Origin of the sequence: Sphingomonas sp. Ag1 (assembly GCF_000980895.1) — a bacterium.
GTDB lineage: Bacteria > Pseudomonadota > Alphaproteobacteria > Sphingomonadales > Sphingomonadaceae > Sphingomonas > Sphingomonas panaciterrae.
The window spans coordinates 67,539-86,538 of sequence record NZ_LAZX01000085.1; the positions used below are offsets into that span (position 1 = coordinate 67,539).

The 19,000-nt window shown below is 67.2% G+C and carries 14 protein-coding genes; 6 read left to right on the forward strand and 8 right to left on the reverse strand.

The features are described from left to right. Window positions 1-27: 27 nt before the first annotated feature. Together XM50_RS06125 and XM50_RS06130 are read right to left on the reverse strand one after the other, a co-directional pair. Entirely contained in the window at window positions 28-1,269 is a 1,242-nt protein-coding gene (locus XM50_RS06125; RefSeq protein ID WP_046408286.1) for an LLM class flavin-dependent oxidoreductase, read from the reverse strand. A gap of 214 nt (window positions 1,270-1,483) precedes the next feature. Continuing rightward, window positions 1,484-4,036, reverse strand: coding sequence for a sensor domain-containing protein (locus XM50_RS06130; RefSeq protein WP_052742462.1), 2,553 nt, complete (start codon window positions 4,034-4,036; stop codon window positions 1,484-1,486). A gap of 296 nt (window positions 4,037-4,332) precedes the next feature. On the opposite strand from XM50_RS06130, the gene XM50_RS06135 reads away from it, so the two are divergent. Beyond that, window positions 4,333-5,313, forward strand: coding sequence for an aldo/keto reductase (locus XM50_RS06135; protein ID WP_046408239.1), 981 nt, complete (start codon window positions 4,333-4,335; stop codon window positions 5,311-5,313). 49 nt (window positions 5,314-5,362) lie between these two features. Here XM50_RS06135 and XM50_RS06140 read toward each other — a convergent pair whose 3' ends face one another. Beyond that, entirely contained in the window at window positions 5,363-5,881 is a 519-nt protein-coding gene (locus XM50_RS06140; protein ID WP_046408291.1) for a hypothetical protein, read from the reverse strand. A gap of 98 nt (window positions 5,882-5,979) precedes the next feature. After that, window positions 5,980-6,852, reverse strand: coding sequence for an acyl-CoA thioesterase (locus XM50_RS06145; protein WP_197075423.1), 873 nt, complete (start codon window positions 6,850-6,852; stop codon window positions 5,980-5,982). 81 nt (window positions 6,853-6,933) lie between these two features. Between XM50_RS06145 and XM50_RS06150 the strand changes: the two genes are divergently transcribed. Beyond that, window positions 6,934-8,370, forward strand: coding sequence for an aldehyde dehydrogenase family protein (locus XM50_RS06150; RefSeq protein ID WP_046408240.1), 1,437 nt, complete (start codon window positions 6,934-6,936; stop codon window positions 8,368-8,370). A gap of 75 nt (window positions 8,371-8,445) precedes the next feature. Next, window positions 8,446-8,853 (forward strand): lipocalin-like domain-containing protein, encoded by a 408-nt coding sequence (locus XM50_RS19165; RefSeq protein ID WP_197075425.1) that lies wholly within the window; start codon window positions 8,446-8,448, stop codon window positions 8,851-8,853. On the opposite strand, the gene XM50_RS06160 is transcribed toward XM50_RS19165, so the two are convergent. Continuing rightward, window positions 8,854-9,654 (reverse strand): SirB1 family protein, encoded by an 801-nt coding sequence (locus XM50_RS06160; RefSeq protein ID WP_046408242.1) that lies wholly within the window; start codon window positions 9,652-9,654, stop codon window positions 8,854-8,856. It lies immediately after the preceding gene. Between the two features lie 241 nt (window positions 9,655-9,895). On the opposite strand from XM50_RS06160, the gene XM50_RS06165 reads away from it, so the two are divergent. Beyond that, a complete protein-coding gene (locus XM50_RS06165; RefSeq protein WP_082102803.1) occupies window positions 9,896-12,442 on the forward strand; it encodes a PAS domain S-box protein in 2,547 nt (848 codons plus the stop codon). A gap of 30 nt (window positions 12,443-12,472) precedes the next feature. Here the strand turns inward: XM50_RS06165 and XM50_RS06170 are convergent, their stop codons facing one another. The 3 genes from XM50_RS06170 to XM50_RS06180 form a co-directional block, all read right to left on the reverse strand. Further along, window positions 12,473-13,573, reverse strand: a complete 1,101-nt coding sequence (locus XM50_RS06170) for an NAD(P)/FAD-dependent oxidoreductase (protein ID WP_046408243.1) — start codon at window positions 13,571-13,573, stop codon at window positions 12,473-12,475. Beyond that, a complete protein-coding gene (locus XM50_RS06175) occupies window positions 13,552-14,205 on the reverse strand; it encodes a methyltransferase domain-containing protein (RefSeq protein WP_046408297.1) in 654 nt (217 codons plus the stop codon). The genes XM50_RS06170 and XM50_RS06175 overlap by 22 nt, the downstream gene beginning before the upstream one ends. A gap of 92 nt (window positions 14,206-14,297) precedes the next feature. Continuing rightward, window positions 14,298-15,347, reverse strand: a complete 1,050-nt coding sequence (locus XM50_RS06180) for a type III polyketide synthase (protein WP_046408245.1) — start codon at window positions 15,345-15,347, stop codon at window positions 14,298-14,300. Window positions 15,348-15,571: 224 nt separating this feature from the next. Between XM50_RS06180 and XM50_RS06185 the strand changes: the two genes are divergently transcribed. Then, window positions 15,572-16,636 (forward strand): NADH:flavin oxidoreductase, encoded by a 1,065-nt coding sequence (locus tag XM50_RS06185; protein WP_046408247.1) that lies wholly within the window; start codon window positions 15,572-15,574, stop codon window positions 16,634-16,636. Between the two features lie 586 nt (window positions 16,637-17,222). Continuing rightward, the gene (locus XM50_RS06190) at window positions 17,223-18,950 is read left to right on the forward strand and encodes a hypothetical protein (RefSeq protein WP_052742465.1); all 1,728 of its coding nucleotides are present in this window, start codon (window positions 17,223-17,225) and stop codon (window positions 18,948-18,950) included. The last annotated feature ends 50 nt before the right edge of the window (window positions 18,951-19,000 follow it).

The following is a 19,000-nucleotide window of genomic DNA, read 5'->3' on the forward strand; positions in this document are numbered from 1 at the left end:
TGGGGTGCCCGGGCTTGTCGCCGGTGCTTATTCCTTCATCGCCGCAGCGGCCTTAATGAGATCGGGCGCGTTGGGCGATCGCATCGCGACATTGCCCTGCTGCCCGGCCTTGAGCGCGGCGGCGGCGCCTTCGTGCGACATGATCTTGGACAGGACGGCCTGGCCCGCGCGCTCGAAGGCGTCGCGGTGGTCGACGACATATTGGCGCGAGGTGCGATAGCCCTCGAGCAGGCCGTGGATTTCGGGGATGACGTAGCGCGCGACGAGATCCCAGCTTTTCGCGGTATTTTCGCGGTTCGCCCAGTCATGGACGAAGCCGAGCACGGTACCGAAGCCGCCGGCCGAGGCGTGAAGCTTGCGGATCGCGGCAACGAGATCATCGGGCGTGCCGATCACCGCGGCAGCGCCATCGACGAAGGCCGTCAGGTCGACCGCCTCGTCGGGCGAGGCGAAGGGCTTGGCGCCCGGGCGCATCAGCGTGCCGACGGTATATTCATTGTGCCATTTCATGAGGCCGGCGCCGGCCTGGGCGCGGGCCTCCTCGCGCGTTTCGGCGATGTGCCAGCTCATCAGCACGCGCCAATTGTCGCGGCTGACCGTCTTGCCGGACTTGGCGGCGGCCTGTTCGGCAAAGCCCCATTGCGTCGGCAGCGCGGCGAGCCCGGCGTCGGAATTGGACCCGATCGAGAGCGCGCCGATGCCGTACTTCCCCGCCAGCGTCATGCCCGACGGGCTGATCGAGGAAGCGACGACGAACGGCATGTCCTCCTGCAGCGGGAACAGCTGAAGCCGCGCATCCTTCAGCGTGAACCAGTCGCTTTCATGGGTGACGCGCTCGCCCGCGAACAGCCGGCGGATGACGCCGATCGCCTCGTCCTGCCGATCGCGCTGGGTCATCGGATCGATGCCGAGCATGTATGCGTCGGACGGCAGCGCGCCGGGGCCGGTGCCGAAGATCACACGCCCGCGCGTCATGTGATCGAGCTGGACGATGCGCTGCGCGACGTTGAACGGGTGGTGATAGGGCAGCGAGACGACGCCCGTGCCGAGGCGAATGCGCTGGGTATGTTCGCCGACCGCGGCGAGGAACAGCTCGGGCGAGGCGATCACTTCCCAGCCGGTCGAGTGATGCTCGCCGACCCAGAATTCATCATAGCCGAGTTCATCGAGATGCTTGGCGAGGCGAATGTCCTCGCGCATCTGCAGCATCGGATGCTCGCCGATAGGATGATGGGGTGCGAGAAATGCGCCGAACTTCAACCGAGCCATGACCAGCCTTTCGAACCGAACGGCGACCCGACGGTCCGGCATGGGCATTGAAATCCCAGGCGAACGATCCTGCCACCCTCTCCCGGACGCGCCGCATCGGCCCGCCCGCCAATTAAGTCTTATCGCTTAATTGAGGACGTGATCCGTGTTGCGCGGCCGCGTGTCAAGAACGGGGGCGTCGTTTTCGGGGAATGGGTAAGGCCAGCTTTGCGCGTCAGGCGCGCGGCGCGCACTCGTCTCCAGCAGGTGCGCCAGCACGCAGCAGCGCCTCCGCGGCCGCCGCCGGCACAGCCTCGCTGTACAGATAGCCTTGCGCATAATCACAGCCGCGCCGGGCGAGATATTCCGCTTGCTCGTCCTGCTCGACGCCCTCAGCAACGACCGCCATGTCGAGCCGCTTGGCGAGCGTGATGATCGCATCGACGATCGCGGCATCGTGCGACTCGGCGCGCAGGTTCGACACGAACGTCTTGTCGATCTTGATCACGTCGACCGGGAAGGTCTTGAGATGGGTCAGCGACGCATAGCCGGTACCGAAATCGTCGAGCGCGATGCGGAAGCCATGATCGTGGAAGGTGGCGAGCGTCGCCGCGAGCCGGTCGGTGTCGCGGCCCAGCAGCACGGTCTCGGTAATCTCAAGCTCGATCCGGTCGAACGGCACACCGCGCTGGCGGAAGGGGCGGGTGATGCGATCGACCAGCCCGTCGTGGCGGAACTCGGCGGGTGACAGATTGACGGCGACGGGCACAGGCGGCACCCCGCGGTCGATCCAGCGGCGCATGTCGTCCGCGATGCATCCCAGCATCCGGTCGCTCATCGCGATCGCCAGCCCCAGATCCTCGAATGCGGCGGCGATGGTGTCGGGCCCCTGCACGCCCAGCAGGTCGTCGCGCCAGCGCAGCAGCGCCTCCAGACCCACGATCCGACCGGTCGAGAGGCAGATCTTGGGCTGGTAATAAGGGACGACCAGCGCATCGCGCACCGCGACGCGCGCCACGTTCAGCATTGAGGTGCGGCGCTGTGCATCGGCGCGCATGGCCGGCTCGAACAAGGATATCTCACCACGGCGCTGCGCCTTGCCGACGTAGAGCGCGATATCGGCCGCTTTCAGCAATTCGTCGGCGGTGGTGCCGTGCGCGGGGAACAGCGCAGCGCCCGCGGTCGCCTGCGTGTCGCAGGTGTAGCCGTCGAACTCGAACGGCTGGCGCAGCCTCAGCAATGCGCGCGAGACATGCGCCTGGACGCGCTCGCCCGGCACGCCGCTCAGCAGCACGGCAAATTCATCGCCACCCAGCCGGCCGATCGCCGCGCGCGGCCCGAACGCCTGCTGCAGCCGCCGCGCGAAGGTCCGCAGCAGCATGTCGCCCGCGTCATGGCCGATCGTGTCGTTCATCTCCTTCAGATGATCGAGGTCGAGCAGGACCAGCGCCAATTGGCTGCCGGGCGGCGTTCCCGCCAGTGCCGCCTCAAGTTCTCCGGTGAAATGGCTGCGGTTGGGAATACCAGTCAGTGCGTCGTGCGTGGCGGTCCAGCGGATCCGTTCCTTGGCGGTACGCTCCTCGGTCACGTCGCGGATGGTGACGAGGATACGCTCCAGCCGCCCGGTCGACGCGCGGATGCGCCAGCCGCTGGTCTGCATCCACCGTTCCTCGAGGTCGCTGGGGCGGCGGATGCGCAAGGTCACGTCGAACTGCGCGCTGCTGTCCCCCGACCAGGCCGCCGTCGCCAGCGCCTGCAACAGATGACGGTCCTCGGGCACCACCACCGACATGGCGGTATCGAGCGAGGGCACGGTATGCGGCGACAGGCCCAGCATCTCCTTGAACTCGGCGGACCATTCGCGGCGCTGGTTCACCGCGTCATAATCCCAGATACCCAGCCCGGCCGCTTGCGCGGCGAGGCGGAACCGCTCCTCGCTGTCACGCAGGGCCTGTTCGGTGATCCGCTGTTCGTGAATGTCCTCCAGCGTACCGTACCAGCGCATCACCTCCCCGGCGGCATCGGTGCGCGGCGCGGCGCGGGCCCGGAACCAGCGCGGCGATCCCTGGCACAACAGGCGATAGGTCAGGTCGATCGGCTCGCCTGTGTCGACCGCCCGCCGCCACGCGCGCTGCGTGCGCTCGACATCATCGGGATGGATCGCGTCGAGCCAGGAATCGCGTGTTGCATCATAGGGATCGACGCCGGTGATCTCCGACCAGCGCGGGCTGATCTCGACCACCGCTCCGTGGGCATCGGCCGACCAGGCGATCTGCGGGGCGAGTTCCACCGTGTGGCGATAATGTTCCTCGCTCTCGCGCAGGCCCTGCTGCGCCTCGTAACGGGCGCCGATGTCGGATGCGACGGTGATGGTCGATTGCGGGCGACCCGCGGCATCCAGCACGAACGACACGTGGACGGCACACCAGGTCGCCGACCCGTCGGGGCGGATGTAGCGCTTCTCAATCTCGAACGGCTCTGCCCTGGCGAGCTGCTCCAAATACAGACGGCTCGACCTTTCCCGGTCGTCGGGGTGGGTGAACGCCTCGAACGGAAGCCCGGCCAGCTCGTCCGAAGAGCGGCCCACGATCGCGCAGAAGGCATCATTGACCAGCAGCACGCGCCGTTCGAGATCGCGATGGAGGATGCCGACGCGCGCCCGGCTGAGAACGATTTCCAGCCCGGCGCGGCTCGCCCCCGGCACGCTGCCCGGCCGGGCGCTCTCCGTCGCGGTCTCGGCAGGCGGATGCGCGCCCGGCCCGGTCAGCGGCGCTGAACCAGCACGCATCACCTGAGCCGACACATGTTGCACCCTCGAATGCTCCCCCCGATCGATTCGCCCAGCAACGGAATCGACGACCCTGATCTGCGACAAAGGAATTAAGCTACGGTAAAACCGCCAAATAACCTATGAAGTGTTGAACAAACGGTCAGCAACCTTATCGATCATTCAACTGCTGCGTTTGTCCGTCGCTGCCGGAATAGCCTGTCGCAGCAAATGTTCATGTGCACGCCTTCTTCTCGCTATCGGACGTGCGGTGGCCATCATGCAGCGATAAAGCACGGCGACAAAGGAGAGACGCGATGGAATATGTAAGGCTTGGCATGACGGGTCTTGAAATATCCCGGCTGTGCCTGGGATGCATGACCTATGGCGATCCGGCGCGCGGCAACCATGAATGGACGATCGACGAGCATCGCAGCCGGCCTTTGCTGCGCCAGGCATTCGAGGCGGGGATTACCTTCTTTGACACCGCCAACGTCTATTCCGACGGCAGTTCGGAGGAGATCGTTGGCCGCGCGGTACGCGAGTTCAGCCGGCGCGAGGATGTGGTGATCGCCACCAAGGTGCACGGCCGGATGCGGCCAGGCCCAAACGGCGCCGGGCTGAGCCGCAAGGCGATCATGCATGAGATCGACGCCAGCCTGATGCGGCTGGGGACCGATTATGTCGATCTCTACCAGATTCACCGGTTCGACCATGACACGCCGATCGAGGAAACGCTGGAGGCGCTGCACGACGTCGTGAAGGCGGGCAAGGCGCGCTACATCGGTGCCTCGTCCATGTATGCGTGGCAGTTCGCCACGATGCTCCACGTCGCCGAGGCGAACGGCTGGACCCGTTTCGTCAGCATGCAGAATTACTTGAACCTGCTGTACCGCGAGGAAGAGCGCGAGATGCTGCCGCTCTGCGCGGCGGAAGGCATCGGCGTCATCCCGTGGAGCCCGCTGGCGCGCGGGCGCCTGACCCGCGACTGGGATGAAAGCACGCCGCGGTCGGAGACCGACAAGTTCGGACAGACATTGTACCGGCGCACCGCCGAGGCGGATCGCACGGTCGTGGAGGCGGTGGCCAGGGTCGCCGCCGGGCGCGGCGTGCCGCGCGCGCAGATCGCGCTGGCCTGGGTGCTGGCGAAGCCTGAGGTGTCGGCGCCGATCGTCGGCGCGTCAAAGGTGGCACATCTGGAGGATGCGATCGCTGCGCTCGATATCGTGCTGAGCGATGCGGAGATCGCCGAACTCGAGGCGGCCTATGTGCCGCATGCTGTGGTCGGTTTCGCCTGAGGGACCGTTGCGGGCAAGGGCGGTGAACGCACCCCCGCCCGCGACGAGTTCAGACGGCGGCGGTGCGCGGCCGCGTCGCGCTGTGCCCGCCGGCGCGGAACAGGATATCGGCGGCGGTCGCCGGATCGATCCGTGCCGCATTGGTATCGACCGAGACGAACACGCCGCCCTGATGGATCCGGTCGCCATAATAAGCGGCATCCTCACGGCTGACGCCATGGTCGGTCATCACCTTTTCCAGGCCGCCCGCCGCACCGCCCAGCGCCGCGCCGGTGATCGCTGCACCGGGCACGGCCGATGCCGCGATCGCCCCGGCGCCGACCAGCGGACCAACGCCCGGGATAGCGAGCGCCGCAATACCCAGCAGCGTGCCGATGCCGGCGCCAGCGGCCACCTTGCCGACGAACTCCTGCGTGCCACCATCGTGGCCGGTCTCGTGGCCCTCCTCGTCATGGCGGGCGAGCAGCGAGATTGCGCTGTCGCTGACACCGCTCTGGCGCAGGTCGGACACGGCGCGCTCCGCCTCGTGGCGGCTGTCGAAGATCGCGGATACAATGGTCGTGCTCATCATCCCTCCATGTGCGTCAGCTGATGCAATGATGGGAAAGCCCGCCGGATCGCTGATCGTTCCGCGCGAATGAGGGTAAACAGAGACTTAACCAGATCTCACGGTCCATCCATGAAGCGAAGGATCGCCGACTGGCTGCCGCTGGCGATCATCGTCCCGTCCTGGGCGAACATGTGGATCGCGCCATGGCCGAAGCCGCGCGCCGCCGCGCTGATCCGCACGTCGCAAAGCACCCAGTCGGTCGGGACCAGCGTGGCCACGCGCATCGTGTTGTCGAGGCTGTTGCCACCGCCGCGCCGGCCGAACGCAACGGCGAGGCCGGAGGGCACGAAATCGGCAAAGATGGCGAGCAGGCTGGCGTCGATCGGCGATCCGTCGCGCGGGCGCATCCACAGCACCATGCGCCCGTCGGGTGAGGGCGTGCCATCGCGCGGCACCGCGCCATAGCGGCCGGGCGCGACGCGCACGTCGAGCCGGCTCATCAATGCCGCGTCCTGCGCCGGCCACATCTGCTGCGGCGAACATTCCTCGGGCGGGGGCATCTCGGGGGCCGCGATCCATTGATGCGCGGGCATGTTCTCGCGATCGCCCAGCGCCGCATTGACGCTGATGATCGGCTTTCCGGCGTCGGTGCCGGTGACGCGCACCTGGCTGATGTTGCGCCCGGCGGACAGCATCTCGACCTTGAGATCCAGCGTGTCGCCGATCCGCGCGTAGGAGATGAATTGCGCGCTGGACCAGATCACCCGCCGCCCGGTCGCGCGCTCCGCCGCGATCGTCGCCGCGCCCAGCCCGACGCCGCCGAACATGAAGACATTGCCCGGCGGGCCGACGCAGATCTGGTCGGTGATCGCGAGGCGGTAGCGGAGCGGATCGGGGGTATTTTCCACCTGGAGAAAGGAGGCTGGCGTGGCGCTGGCCGGGTGCGCGCTAGTGGCGACCTCCTGATGACCTTCGGAATGCAACGTCACGATCCTCCCCCGCACAGATGATGGTGCGACACCCGTAACTTCTGTTATGGGAGGCGCAAACAGAATCAGGAGAGAGACGCGATGAACTTCGACAGTGACTATCGCATGCTGATCGGCGGCGAGCTGGTGACCGGCTCCGCAACGCTTGACGTGGTCAATCCCGCCAACGAGGACGTGATCGCCAGCGTGCCCGACGCGACGCGCGAGGATCTCGACAAGGCGATTGCCGCGGCGCGCAAGGCATATCCCGGCTGGGCCGCGACGCCGATTGCCGAGCGCAAGGCGAAGCTCGCGGCGCTGGGGCAGGCGATCATGGCCAATGCCGATCCGCTGATGCGCCTGCTGACCAAGGAACAGGGCAAGCCGCACGCGGAATCGCAGGGCGAGGTGATGGGCGCAGGATACTGGCTGATGGCCGCCTCGCAGCTCGACCTGCCGGTGACCGTCAACGAGGATTCGGACGAACGCTACAGCGAGACGCGCCATGTGCCGCTGGGCGTGGTGGGGGCGATCGCGCCGTGGAATTTCCCGATGATCCTGGCGATGTTCAAGGTCGGCCCGGCGCTGCTCGCCGGCAATACGATGGTGCTGAAGCCATCGCCCTTCACCCCGCTGTCGACGCTGAAATTCGGTGAGCTGGCGGCGCAGCTGCTGCCGCCGGGCGTGCTCAATATCGTCACCGGCGGCGACGATCTGGGTCCGTGGATGACGAGCCATCCGGGCTTCGACAAGATCAGCTTCACCGGATCGACCGCCACCGGCAAGCGCGTGATGCAGTCCGCTGCACCGACGCTGAAGCGCGTGACGCTGGAGCTGGGCGGTAATGACGCGGCGATCGTAATGCCGGATGTGGACGTGGAAAAGGTGGCGGAGGAGCTGTTCTGGGCGGCGTTCCGCAACAACGGCCAGATCTGCATCGCGACCAAGCGGATGTACGTCCACAAGGACATCTACGATCAGCTGCGCGACGCATTGGTTGCTTATGCCAGGACGGTGAAGGTCGGCGATGGGTCCGAACAGGGCACGCAGATCGGCCCGATCAACAACAAGCAGCAATATGCCCGCGTGCTGGAGCTGATTCAGGATGCCAAGGACAAGGGCTACACGTTCCTGGTCGGCGGCGAGAAGGCCGATGTGCCGGGCTATTTCGTGCCGGTAACGATCCTCGACAATCCGCCGGAGGATGCGCGGATCGTGCAGGAGGAGCAGTTCGGCCCGGTGCTGCCGCTGCTGAAGTTCGACGATGTGGACGATGTCGTCGCGCGTGCCAACGCGACCGATTATGGCCTCGGCGGTTCGGTCTGGGGCAATGACGAGGACAAGGCGTTCGAGATCGCGCAGCGCATCGCCAGCGGCACCGTGTGGGTCAACGAGACGCAGCACCTGTCGCCGATGGCGGCGTTCGGCGGCATGAAGCAGTCTGGCGTCGGCGTCGAAGGCGGGATCGAGGGCCTGCTGGAATATACCAACACGCAGACGATCGTGCGCAAGAAGCGCAAGGAAGCCGTCGCGGCCTGACACTGTCGCTATCGTGCGGGCGGCAGCCGATCACTGGCGGCTGCCCGCGCCTGCTCTCGAATGCACAAGGACCTCATGATCGATCTTCTCGGCACCTGGACGTTGCTGTCCTGCGTCAGCCAGCGCGGCAGCGAGGAGCGCCGCACGTTCGGGAATCCCCCGGCGGGCCAGCTGCAATATACCGCCGACGGCCGCATGTCGGCGTTCCTGATGGACCCCGCCTGGGCGGCGGCGGGCGACCCGAAGGCCGACAGCTTCACCCAGTTCTTCTCCTATGCCGGCACCTGGCGGCGCGATGGCGAGCGGGTCACGCACGACATTTTGTTCGCCTCGCAACCGACGCGCGTCGGCACCACCTTCGTGCGGCTGATCGTGCCGCTGGGCGAGGACCGGATCGAGCTGGTGACCGAGCCGGAAGTCTCGAAATCCGGCCAGACCTATGTCACCCGGCTGACCTGGCAGCGGGTGGGGGCGGCAGGCTGATCAGGCGGCGGCGAGCGCGTTCAGCGTGTCCGTGACTCGCTGGCGCAATTCGGCGTCGCGGGTGATTTCCAGGATCGTGCCAAGGCTCGCGCGCGCTTTGGCGATGTCGCCATCGACCAGCTCCAGCCGCGCGCGCTGCCACCAGGCATGGGCATATTCGGGCGCGACCAGCGTCATCCGTTCATAGAGGGTCAGTGCGCGGCGGCCCTGGCCGGCCTGTTCGGCGCGGCTCGCCTGGTTCTGCAGCAGGCGGATCAGGATCGCGCGATTGGGCATGGCGCTGACATGTGTCACCGGGCCATTGTCGCTGGCGAAGGCGGTGGCCAATGCCGCCAGCCGCTCCGCATCGACGCGCGCCCCGCCGATGAACGGATCGATGATGACCGGCGCCACATCGGCCCCGACCAGCACCAGTACGTGGCCCGGAAAATCGAGGATCTCCGCACGCCAGCCCAGTCGGCGCGCTGCCGCGACATAGAGGATAGACAGGCTGATCGGCAGGCCGCGGCGGCGATCGATCACCCGGATCAGATCGGCATTGGCCGGATCGTCATAGGTCTGGTCGTCTCCGATGAAGCCAAACTCGTCGCCCAGCACCGTCTGCAACGCCGCGGCCTGTTCGGCGGCGTCCTCGCGATCCTCGCCGATCCGCTCCAGCCCCGCGGTGATCGCGTCGAGGACGCGATCATAGGGGTCGAGATCAACCTCCGGCTGGTCCAGCCGGGCGAGCGCGAGCGCGGCTTCGTCCAGCACGATGTCCTCATCATCGATCAGGCCCAGGCGGTTCACGTCGTCGTCCATGATGGCAACATGGGGATGCAAGGCCCCCGCTGCAAAGCCGACGGGGCGGCGGCGGGTGAACGCTCGGCCGCGCGCACAACGATGTGCGGGTCCACGCGCACGGCTTGTCCCATCTTCATGCATCGTATCGCAGGATTGGGCGATCGGCGGATTCCCGTGCGGAGCAATTTAGGTTAGGTCGCGTTAAATCTTTCGAACGCCGACCGTATTTATCCCCGGCATGCAGGATCTTGCTCTGACGATGTTGGATTTTTCGCCGCAGGGTCTCCGCCACGGCAATGGACGTGCCAGGGTTGTGGAGAGGTCGTGCGCCGATCTGGTTGCCGCAAAGGACTGGTCGCAAACCCCGCTTGGCCCACTCGACGGCTGGCCGCACAGCCTGCGCAGCGCCACCGCCCTCCTGCTGCGCTCCCCCGTGCCGATCGTGATGCTGTGGGGCGAAGAGGGCGTCATGCTCTACAATGACGCTTATTCGGTGTTCGCCGGTGGCAGGCACCCCGACCTGCTCGGCTCCAACGTGCGCGAGGGCTGGCCGGAGGTCGCCGATTTCAACGACAATGTCATGCGGGTGTGCTTGGCCGGGCGCACCCTCCATTATCGCGACCAGGAACTGACGCTCAATCGCAACGGCCGGCCCGAAAAGGTCTGGATGGACCTCGATTACTCGCCGGTGCCCGATGAAAGCGGCCGGCCCGCCGGGGTGATCTGCATCCTCGCCGAGACGACCGAGCGGGTGGCGGCGGAGCGGCGCAGCCAGTTCCTCCTGTCCATGTCGGACGAATTGCGCACGCTTCGCACGCCGGCGGAGATCACCCGTGCAGCCTCGGTGCGACTGGGTGAATGGCTGGGCGCGAGCCGCGTATTCTATGCCGAGATCGACCACGGCATGATGACCGTGACCGATGATTATCATCATGGCGTAGCGACGATCGTCGGGCGTCATTCGCTCGTGTCGTTCGGCGACGACCTCCTCAACGCCTATCAGATCGGTACCCCCGTGGTGGTGCGTGACGTGCCCGACGACGATCGGCTCAGCGATGGCGCGCGCGCCGGGCTGACCGATCGGCAGGTGGGTGCCTTCATCGACGTGGTGCTGTTCGAGGGCGAGCAATGGGTCGGCCTGGTGGCGGTGCAGAGCGCGACGCCACGCGCCTGGACCCCGGCCGAGGAAAGCCTGGTGCAGGAGGTGGGTGAGCGCGTCAAAAGCGCCATTGAGCGCGCCCGCGCCGAACTCGCGCTGCGCGAGCTGAACGAGACGCTGGAGGCGCAGGTCGCGCTGCGCTCCGCCGAGAGTAACCGGCTGTGGAACCTGTCGCAGGACATGCTGGCGCGGGCTGACTATCAGGGGATGATGTCCGCGGTCAGCCCTGCCTGGACTCAGGTGCTGGGCTGGAGCGAGGATGAGCTGCTGTCGCGCGGCTATGCGACCTTCATGCATGACGAGGATACCGGCCCGACCCTCGCGGCGATCGCCCACATGGCCAGGACGCGCAGTGCGGCGCGGTTCCAGAACAGGATCGCGACGCGCGACGGCGGTTGGAGGCACATCGAGTGGACCGTCGCGCCCGAACCCGACGGGGTCAATTTCATCGCCGTCGGCCGCGACCTCAGCGAGACCAAGGCGCGCGAGGCGGAGCTGGAGATTGCGCAGGAGGCATTGCGCCAGAGCCAGAAGATGGAGGCGATGGGCAGCTTGACCGGCGGTGTCGCGCATGATTTCAATAACCTGCTCACCCCAATCATCGGCTCGCTCGACATGCTCGTCCGCCACGGCGTCGGTAGCGATCGCGAGCGGCGGCTGATCAACGGCGCGCTGCAATCGGCCGAGCGCGCCAAGACCCTGGTGCAGCGCCTGCTCGCCTTCGCCCGGCGCCAGCCCTTGAAGGTGACCGCGGTCGATGTCGGCCGGGTGGTCGAGGGAATGATGGGGCTGATGCGCTCCACCTTGGGGCCGACGGTGGAGCTGCGCACCGATCTCGCCGCCGAGCTTCCCCCCGCGATGGCGGACGCAAACCAGCTCGAGATGGCGCTCCTCAACCTGGCGGTGAATGCCCGCGACGCCATGCCGGACGGCGGCCAGCTGACGATCGCGGCGCATCCCGACAAGGTTCGCGCTGATCGCCCCGGCGGACTGCCGACGGGGCGCTATGTTCGGCTGAGCGTGATCGACACCGGCACCGGCATGGATGCGGAGACGGTGAAGCGCGCGATCGAGCCCTTCTTCTCGACGAAGGGGGTGGGCAAGGGGACCGGGCTGGGCCTCTCGATGGTGCACGGCCTTGCCGCGCAGCTGGGCGGCGAACTGACGATCGACAGCACGCCGGGCCAGGGCACTACGATCACCCTGTGGTTGCCCATGAGCGCCAGCGAGGCGGATCTCAGCGCCCCAACGCTTCACCTACCGACCCAAGGCACCGCGCTCGGCACCGTGCTGGTCGTGGACGATGAGGATCTGGTGCGGATGAGCACCGCCGACATGCTGGTCGACCTTGGCTACAAGGTGGTGGAGGCGCGCTCCGCCGAAGGGGCGCTGACCTTGGTCAACGGCGGGCTCGAACCCGATGTGGTCGTCACCGATCACTTGATGCCGGGGATGAGCGGCGCGCAGCTGGCCCATGCCTTGACGACGCTTCGTCCCGGGCTGCCGGTGCTGATCGTGTCGGGCTATGCCGAGGAGGAGGGGATCGACGCCAGCCTGCCGCGCCTGACCAAGCCGTTCCGTGCGGCGGAGCTTGCCGCCAGCCTGATGGCGCTGTCGCCGACCGGGCTGAGCCACGCGGTGCATTGAGCGCCGCGCAACCGGCCGCGCCTCTGCCGTTCAATCGCGGCGCGCTACCCGGGTGCGTGTCGCCAGCGCCATCAGCCGCAGCAGCGCGGGCGCGCGTGACACCGCCGCCACCATCGGCGTCGCCAGCGCAGGGCGCTCTGCCACGCCCCTGATGATCGCGGCGAGGCCGATCGGCCGGCGCAACGCCGTGCGGAAGCTCGCCTGCCAGTTCGGCGCCGCCGCCGCACCCCCGCGCACATAGGCCCGTGCGGCGTCGCTGCCGCTGGTGATCGCGATGGCCAGCCCTTCGCCGGCAAGTGACGGGATCACGCCGGCCTGATCGCCTAGTCGGAACAGCCCCGCCGGCCCCGCTGGCGTCCGCCAGCCATAAGGAACGTTGGCCACCGCATCGATGATGGGGCTGTCGAGGTGCCCCAGCCGGTCGCCGAGCGCAGGAAGCTCGTCGCCGATCGCGCGAAGCAGCGCGGCCGGATCGCCCGCCATGCGCAGCCGCGACCGCCGGACTGCGAGGCACAGGTTCACGCTGCCGTCCTCCTGCCGCACCGCGCCGGCATAGCCGCGATCGAAGAGGTGCAGCTCGACCGCGTCGCCGACCAGCCGGTCGAGCGCGGGTGAGGCGGCAAGGCGCAGGCGCAGCCCCAGCGCGGGATCGTCGCCGCGTGCAGCCGCCGGGCGCGGCAGGCCGCGAACGTCATGCTTGCCGCTGGCCAGGAACAGCGCGTCATGCCCGATCGTCGCGCCATCGTCGGTGCGGACGCCGCCTGCGATGCTGCGTACCGCCACGCCGCGCTCCACCGCTGCGCCCAGCGCGCGCGCGCGGTCCAGCATCACCGTGTCGAGCCGATAACGCGAGACGCCAAGGGCGGGACGCGGCAGGCGCGCCTCCGCCACGCGGGTCGCGGTCAGCACCCGCACGCGGGTCACTCGCGCCGGGCCCAGCGCCGCCTCATCCACACCCAGTCGTTGCAGCTCGGCCAACGTTCGCCAGCTGAGAAACCCGCCGCACAAGGCGTCGCCCGTCTCGCGGCTGCGCTCCACCAGGAGGTGCGGCGCACCGGCCCGCGCCAGCACGATCGCGGCGGCGGCGCCTGCGGGCCCACCGCCGACGATCAGCGCTGGCGTTCGACGCACAGCCGGAACGGGAACTGGCGCGCGACCCGCGCCTGGGTGACGCCCGCCTCGGCCAGGATCGGCGCCCATTCCCTCGGACGATAGCTGCGCGCGATCGACAGGCGGCCGTCGTGCCGGACGATCGGATGCCAGCCGAACGCACGCGCCAGCAATGGATAGCCGAGGTGCGACAGCCGGTGGCGATGCAGGTCGTTGACGATCCAGCCGACGCGCGCCTCGCTTTCCATGAAGCCAAGGAAGGCGACGAGCTGATCGTGTGTCATGTGATGCGCGACGAGGCTGGAAATGACGAAATCCCACTTTTGCCCCGCCAGATCGGCATAGTCGCCCGTGATCCAGGTGATCGGCAGCTCGGCCGGCGTATGGGCCCGCGCCGCCGCCTCGCTGCGCGGGTTGAGATCGACGCCGGTGAGATCAAGGGCAATGCCGCGTCGTGCGCCCCAGCGGGCGATGTGCCGCAGCATGTCGCCATCGCCGAACCCCACGTCGAGAACGCGATAGCGTCGTCCCGGCCGGGCCGTGCGCGCGAGGAAGCGCAGCGTCGGCCGCGCGGCGAGCGTCACGACGTTCACCCTCGCCAGGTCGCGCACCACGGCGGCGTAGATGGCGGGATCGAGATCCTCGGCATCCATCAGCTCCTCCGCCTCGGCGCGCTGCGCCAGCGATCCGCCAAGCCAGGCACGACCCGGCGCGTGCGGGCTCCCCAGGAGCGTGCGAGCGTCGGTCATGCCGCGCTTCGGAAGTGGAAGCCCTCGGCGGCAAGGCCAGGCCCGAACGCCATGGCGACGCCGTGATCGACCGGCTCACCCTGAAGCAACCGCGCGAGCACGAACATCAGTGTCGCCGATGACATGTTGCCTGCCTCCGCAAGCACGTTGCGCGATGGCGCCAGCGCGTCCTCGGCCAGCCCCAGCGAATGTTCCACCGCGTCGAGGATCGAGCGGCCGCCGGCGTGAACCGCCCAGCGATCGACCGGCCGCGCGCCAGTGATCGTCGCGCGCAGCGCCGGCTCCGCCAATGCCGTGGCAATGCGGCCGGGCACCTCGCCCGACAGATGCATGGCAAAGCCCTGGTCGGTGATGTTCCAGCGGATCAGCTCCGCCGCGCCGGGCAGCGTGGTGGCGAAGGGTGCCTCGATCGTGAACCCGCCGGGCTCGGCCGAGACGAGCGCCGCGGCAGCGCCGTCGCCGAACTGGAGCATCGCCAGCAGCGGCTCCAGCGCCTGCGACGCCTGGAGGTGGAGAGTCGACAATTCCACCGTCACGACCAGCACGCGCGCGTCAGGATCGGATCGCACGATGTGCCGCGCGGATCGCAGCGCCACCACCGCGGCATAACAACCCATGAAGCCGACCAGCAGCCGCTCGACCGATGGCGACAGCTCCAGCCGCGCGGCGATGATCTGGTCGATCCCCGGCGCGACGAAGCCGGTGCAGCTGGCGACCACCAGATGGGTGATTCCGTCCAGCGGCTGCTGCTGCGCGAGCTGCTCGATCGCCCGCAAGGCCAGCGCAGGCGCCGCCTGGGCATATAGCGTCATGCGCGCGGCAGTGCCGGGGTGCGGCTCGGCCGCGTAGAAGCCGCCTTCGGCCACCGGGGAGCCGGGGGCGAGCGGCAGCACCGACCAGCGATGCGCAATGCCTGAGCGCGCCGACATGCGATCGAACAGTCGCGCCTCCCGCTCGGGCAGCCGCTGGCGCGCCCAGTCGACAAAGGCGGCGTGAATATCCTGATCGGGCACGGCGGTCCCGATCGCCTGGATGGTCGCATGCACGAAAACCGGGTCCTCTTCGCGCCGTCAACGCGCGGCATGGGCAATCGGCACCAACACTGATCGCCCGTCAATCGATCATTGGCCAACGGGTTGTTCGCTCCGCCCGCGCCATTACCTTGTGCGCAACCGGTCGCGCGGCGCGGGCGCTCTCTGCTCGCGCCGCCCGCCCGCCACGATCACCTTTCAAGGAGACCTTTGTGCCTGTCGAAACGCTGCTTCAACCAATGACCCTGACGCGCGGACCGGCGTGGAAGAACCGCTTCATGCTCGCACCGCTGACCAACCAGCAGAGCCACGCGGACGGCCGGCTGTCCGAGGAGGAAGCGCGCTGGCTGACGATGCATGCCACCGGCGGCTTCGCGCTGACCATGACCGCCGCCGCGCATGTGGCAAAGGGCGGGCAGGGCTTCGAAGGGCAGCTCGGCGTCTTCAGCGACGATCATTTGGAGGGGCTGACCCGGTTGGCCGACGCGATCCGGGCCGAAGGATCGGTATCGTCGGTCCAGCTTCACCATGCCGGCAATCGCTCGCCCAAGGAACTGGTCGGTACGCCGGTCTGCCCGTCGGACGATCCCGAGACCGGCGCGCGCGGGCTGACCACCGCCGAGACCGAGCAGGTGCGCGATGACTTCATCGCCGCCGCGAAGCGTGCCGAGCGGGCGGGCTTCGACGGGGTCGAGGTGCATGGCGCGCACGGTTATATCCTCGCGCAATATCTCTCGCCGGAGATCAACCGCCGCGACGATCGCTACGGCGGCAGCCTGGAAAACCGGGCGCGGCTGATCTTCGAGATCATCGACGGCATCCGCGCGGCCTGCCGGCCGGACTTCCAGCTGGGCCTGCGCCTGTCGCCGGAGCGGTTCGGCCTGAAGATGGCCGAGGTGCGCGACGTCGCTGCCGAGGTGCTGAAGCGTGGCGACGTGGATTATCTCGACATGTCGCTGTGGGACGTGAGCAAGGAGCCGGTCGAGGCCGAGCATCAGGGACGGTCGCTGCTGAGCTATTTCACCGATCTGCCGCGCGGCGACGTGCGGCTCGGTGCGGCGGGCAAGGTGATGACGGCGCGCGACGCCGCCGGGGTGATCGATGCCGGTTGCGATTTCGCGGTGATCGGCCGCGGCGCGATCCTGCGGCACGATTTCCCCAATCGCGTGGCGCAGGACGCCGATTATCGCTCGCCGCCGATCCCGGTCAGCACCCAGCATCTGCTGGACGAGGGGCTGAGCCCGCAGTTTGTCACCTACATGCGCAACTGGCCCGGCTTCGTGGAGAGCGAAGCCGCGGAATGATGTGGCGGGGAGGCGACGCCGACTCGCCTCCCCGTTCCTTTCTCAGCGGTGGAAAGGCGCCTGGCTTGGTAAGCGTCGCGACTCCGGCAATCGGACGCCCTCCGTCTCGTTTTCCGCACCGCGCCGCCGCGATGTTCGCACTGCGACCATCTGAACGTAGAGGAGACTCGATGCCGCGGCATCCGTGGTCGCGGCTATTGCAAATGGCGGGGCAGCAGCACTGGATCTGTCCCGATCTACTGGCCTACTAAAAGTGCTGACCGGCTGTTTGGCGGGGCTGGCACAAGTCCACCGCCATCATCTAAGGCCATGTAAACAATAGAATTGGCACATCTTACTCTGCTGCACAGGGCGAAGTTTCCTCCAGACCGCCGCCGCACGCCCCGCCGCATAACAAGTTGCACCTGAAACAACCCCGGCGTGATAGCCGCACGCCGGATCATCCACGCCAGCAAAGTATAACCTGTAGTTCTGCTAGGTAAACTTTAGTTCGCTATGCGAATAAAAGTTGACAAGGCGGATGGCTATGGCAATCCCCGTGTTGCGACGCAGCGGGAGTGGGTCGGGGCATTTTGGGGGGTTGGACATGCGAGGGAAATTCGCGGTCGGCGCTGCGATGGCAGCGCTGGCAACGGCACCGTGTGCGCTTCAGGCAGAGGATTTTCGCGTCGAGCTTTCCGCGCCGGCCGCCAAGGAGGCGCCCTACGAGGGCCGCGTCATCCTGGTGCTCGCCGCCGACGACAAGAGCGAGCCGCGCTTCCAGGTCGATGCCAGCCACGACGCCGCACAGGTGTTCGGCATCCCGGTCGAGGGGTTCCGCAACGGCCAGGCCCGCGTCGTCGGCAAGGACGTGCTCGGCTATCCGGGTCGCAGCCTCGCCGATGTGCCGGCCGGCACCTACACGGTGCAGGCGGTCCTCCATAAATACGACACGTTCAAGCTGGGCAACGGCAAGGTGGTGAAGCTGCCAGCCGCACGCGGTGCGGGGCAGAACTGGCGCAAGGAGCCGGGCAACATCATCAGCAAGCCGATGAAGGTGAACTTCGATCCCAAGCGCCCCGGTGAGATCAAGGTCGCGCTGACCGAGGTGATCGGCCCGGTAGAAGAGCCCAAGGACACCGAATTCGTCCGGCACTTCAAGTTCAAGTCGGAACGCCTGTCAAAATTCTGGGGTCGCGACGTCTATATGCGCGGCCACGTGCTGGTCCCGAAGGATTTCGACAAGCACCCCGAGGCGAAATATCCGCTCGCGATCTTCCACGGGCATTTCCCCGAGGATTTCGGCGGTTTCCGCACCACGCCGCCTGATGCGGACATCAAGTGCGAGCCCAGCAAGCGCTTCAAGAACGAAACCTGCTACGCCCGGACGGAGCAGCAGGAAGCGTATGACTTCTACCAGAAGTGGATCTCGCCCGATTTCCCGCGAATGCTGATCGTCGAGATCGACCATTCGAACCCCTATTACGATGACAGCTATGCGGTGAACTCCGCCAACATCGGCCCCTATGGCGATGCCATCACCTATGACTTCATCCCCGCGCTGGAGAAGAAGTTCCGCGGGATCGGCCAGGGCTGGGCGCGCTTCCTGTACGGCGGATCGACCGGCGGCTGGGAAGCGCTGGCGGCGCAGGTCTTCTATCCGGACGAATATAACGGCGCCTTTGCCGCCTGCCCGGATCCGATCGATTTCCGTCAGACGATGGTGACGGACATCTACAAGGACAAGAACGCCTATTTCTGGACCGGCCCGTTCGGGAAGGTCTCGAAGCCGGGCAAGCGCGATTACCTCGGCCATCTGTCGCACACGATCGAGGACGAGAACCGGCTGGAGCTGGTGCTGGGCGACAAGACGCGTTCGGGCGGCCAGTGGGACGTGTGGGAAGCGGTCTATTCGCCGATGGGCGAGGACGGCTATCCCAAGCGGATCTGGAACAAGGCGACCGGCGAGATCGATCCCAGCGTCGCCGCCTACTGGCGAGAAAATTACGACATGCGCCACATCCTGGAGCGCGACTGGCAGAAGCTGGCGCCAAAGCTGCAGGGCAAGATCCACATCTATGTCGGCGACATGGACAATTTCTATCTGAACAACGCCGTTTATCTGATGGAAGATTTCCTGAAGAAAGCGCAGCCCGCTTATGGTGGCGAGATCCTTTATGGTGATCGCGACGAGCATTGCTGGAACGGCGATCCGACGCAGCCCAATTCCATCGGACGGCTGCGCTATAACTGGATGTACGTGCCCAAGATCCTGAAGCGGATCGAGGCGGCGGCACCCAAGGGCGCTGACCTGACGAGCTGGCGCTACAAGTAAGGCACTGGCCGCGTCGCTGGCGGGGGCCGGCGGCGCGCGCCCATCTTCAA

Coding starts and splice junctions, on each gene's coding strand:
- XM50_RS06125 (WP_046408286.1), bottom strand. CDS start 1,269: ATGGCTCGGTTGAAGTTCGGCGCATTTCTCGCACCCCATCATCCTATC.
- XM50_RS06130 (WP_052742462.1), bottom strand. CDS start 4,036: ATGCGTGCTGGTTCAGCGCCGCTGACCGGGCCGGGCGCGCATCCGCCT.
- XM50_RS06135 (WP_046408239.1), top strand. CDS start 4,333: ATGGAATATGTAAGGCTTGGCATGACGGGTCTTGAAATATCCCGGCTG.
- XM50_RS06140 (WP_046408291.1), bottom strand. CDS start 5,881: ATGAGCACGACCATTGTATCCGCGATCTTCGACAGCCGCCACGAGGCG.
- XM50_RS06150 (WP_046408240.1), top strand. CDS start 6,934: ATGAACTTCGACAGTGACTATCGCATGCTGATCGGCGGCGAGCTGGTG.
- XM50_RS19165 (WP_197075425.1), top strand. CDS start 8,446: ATGATCGATCTTCTCGGCACCTGGACGTTGCTGTCCTGCGTCAGCCAG.
- XM50_RS06160 (WP_046408242.1), bottom strand. CDS start 9,654: ATGGACGACGACGTGAACCGCCTGGGCCTGATCGATGATGAGGACATC.
- XM50_RS06165 (WP_082102803.1), top strand. CDS start 9,896: ATGTTGGATTTTTCGCCGCAGGGTCTCCGCCACGGCAATGGACGTGCC.
- XM50_RS06175 (WP_046408297.1), bottom strand. CDS start 14,205: ATGGATGCCGAGGATCTCGATCCCGCCATCTACGCCGCCGTGGTGCGC.
- XM50_RS06185 (WP_046408247.1), top strand. CDS start 15,572: ATGACCCTGACGCGCGGACCGGCGTGGAAGAACCGCTTCATGCTCGCA.
- XM50_RS06190 (WP_052742465.1), top strand. CDS start 17,223: ATGCGAGGGAAATTCGCGGTCGGCGCTGCGATGGCAGCGCTGGCAACG.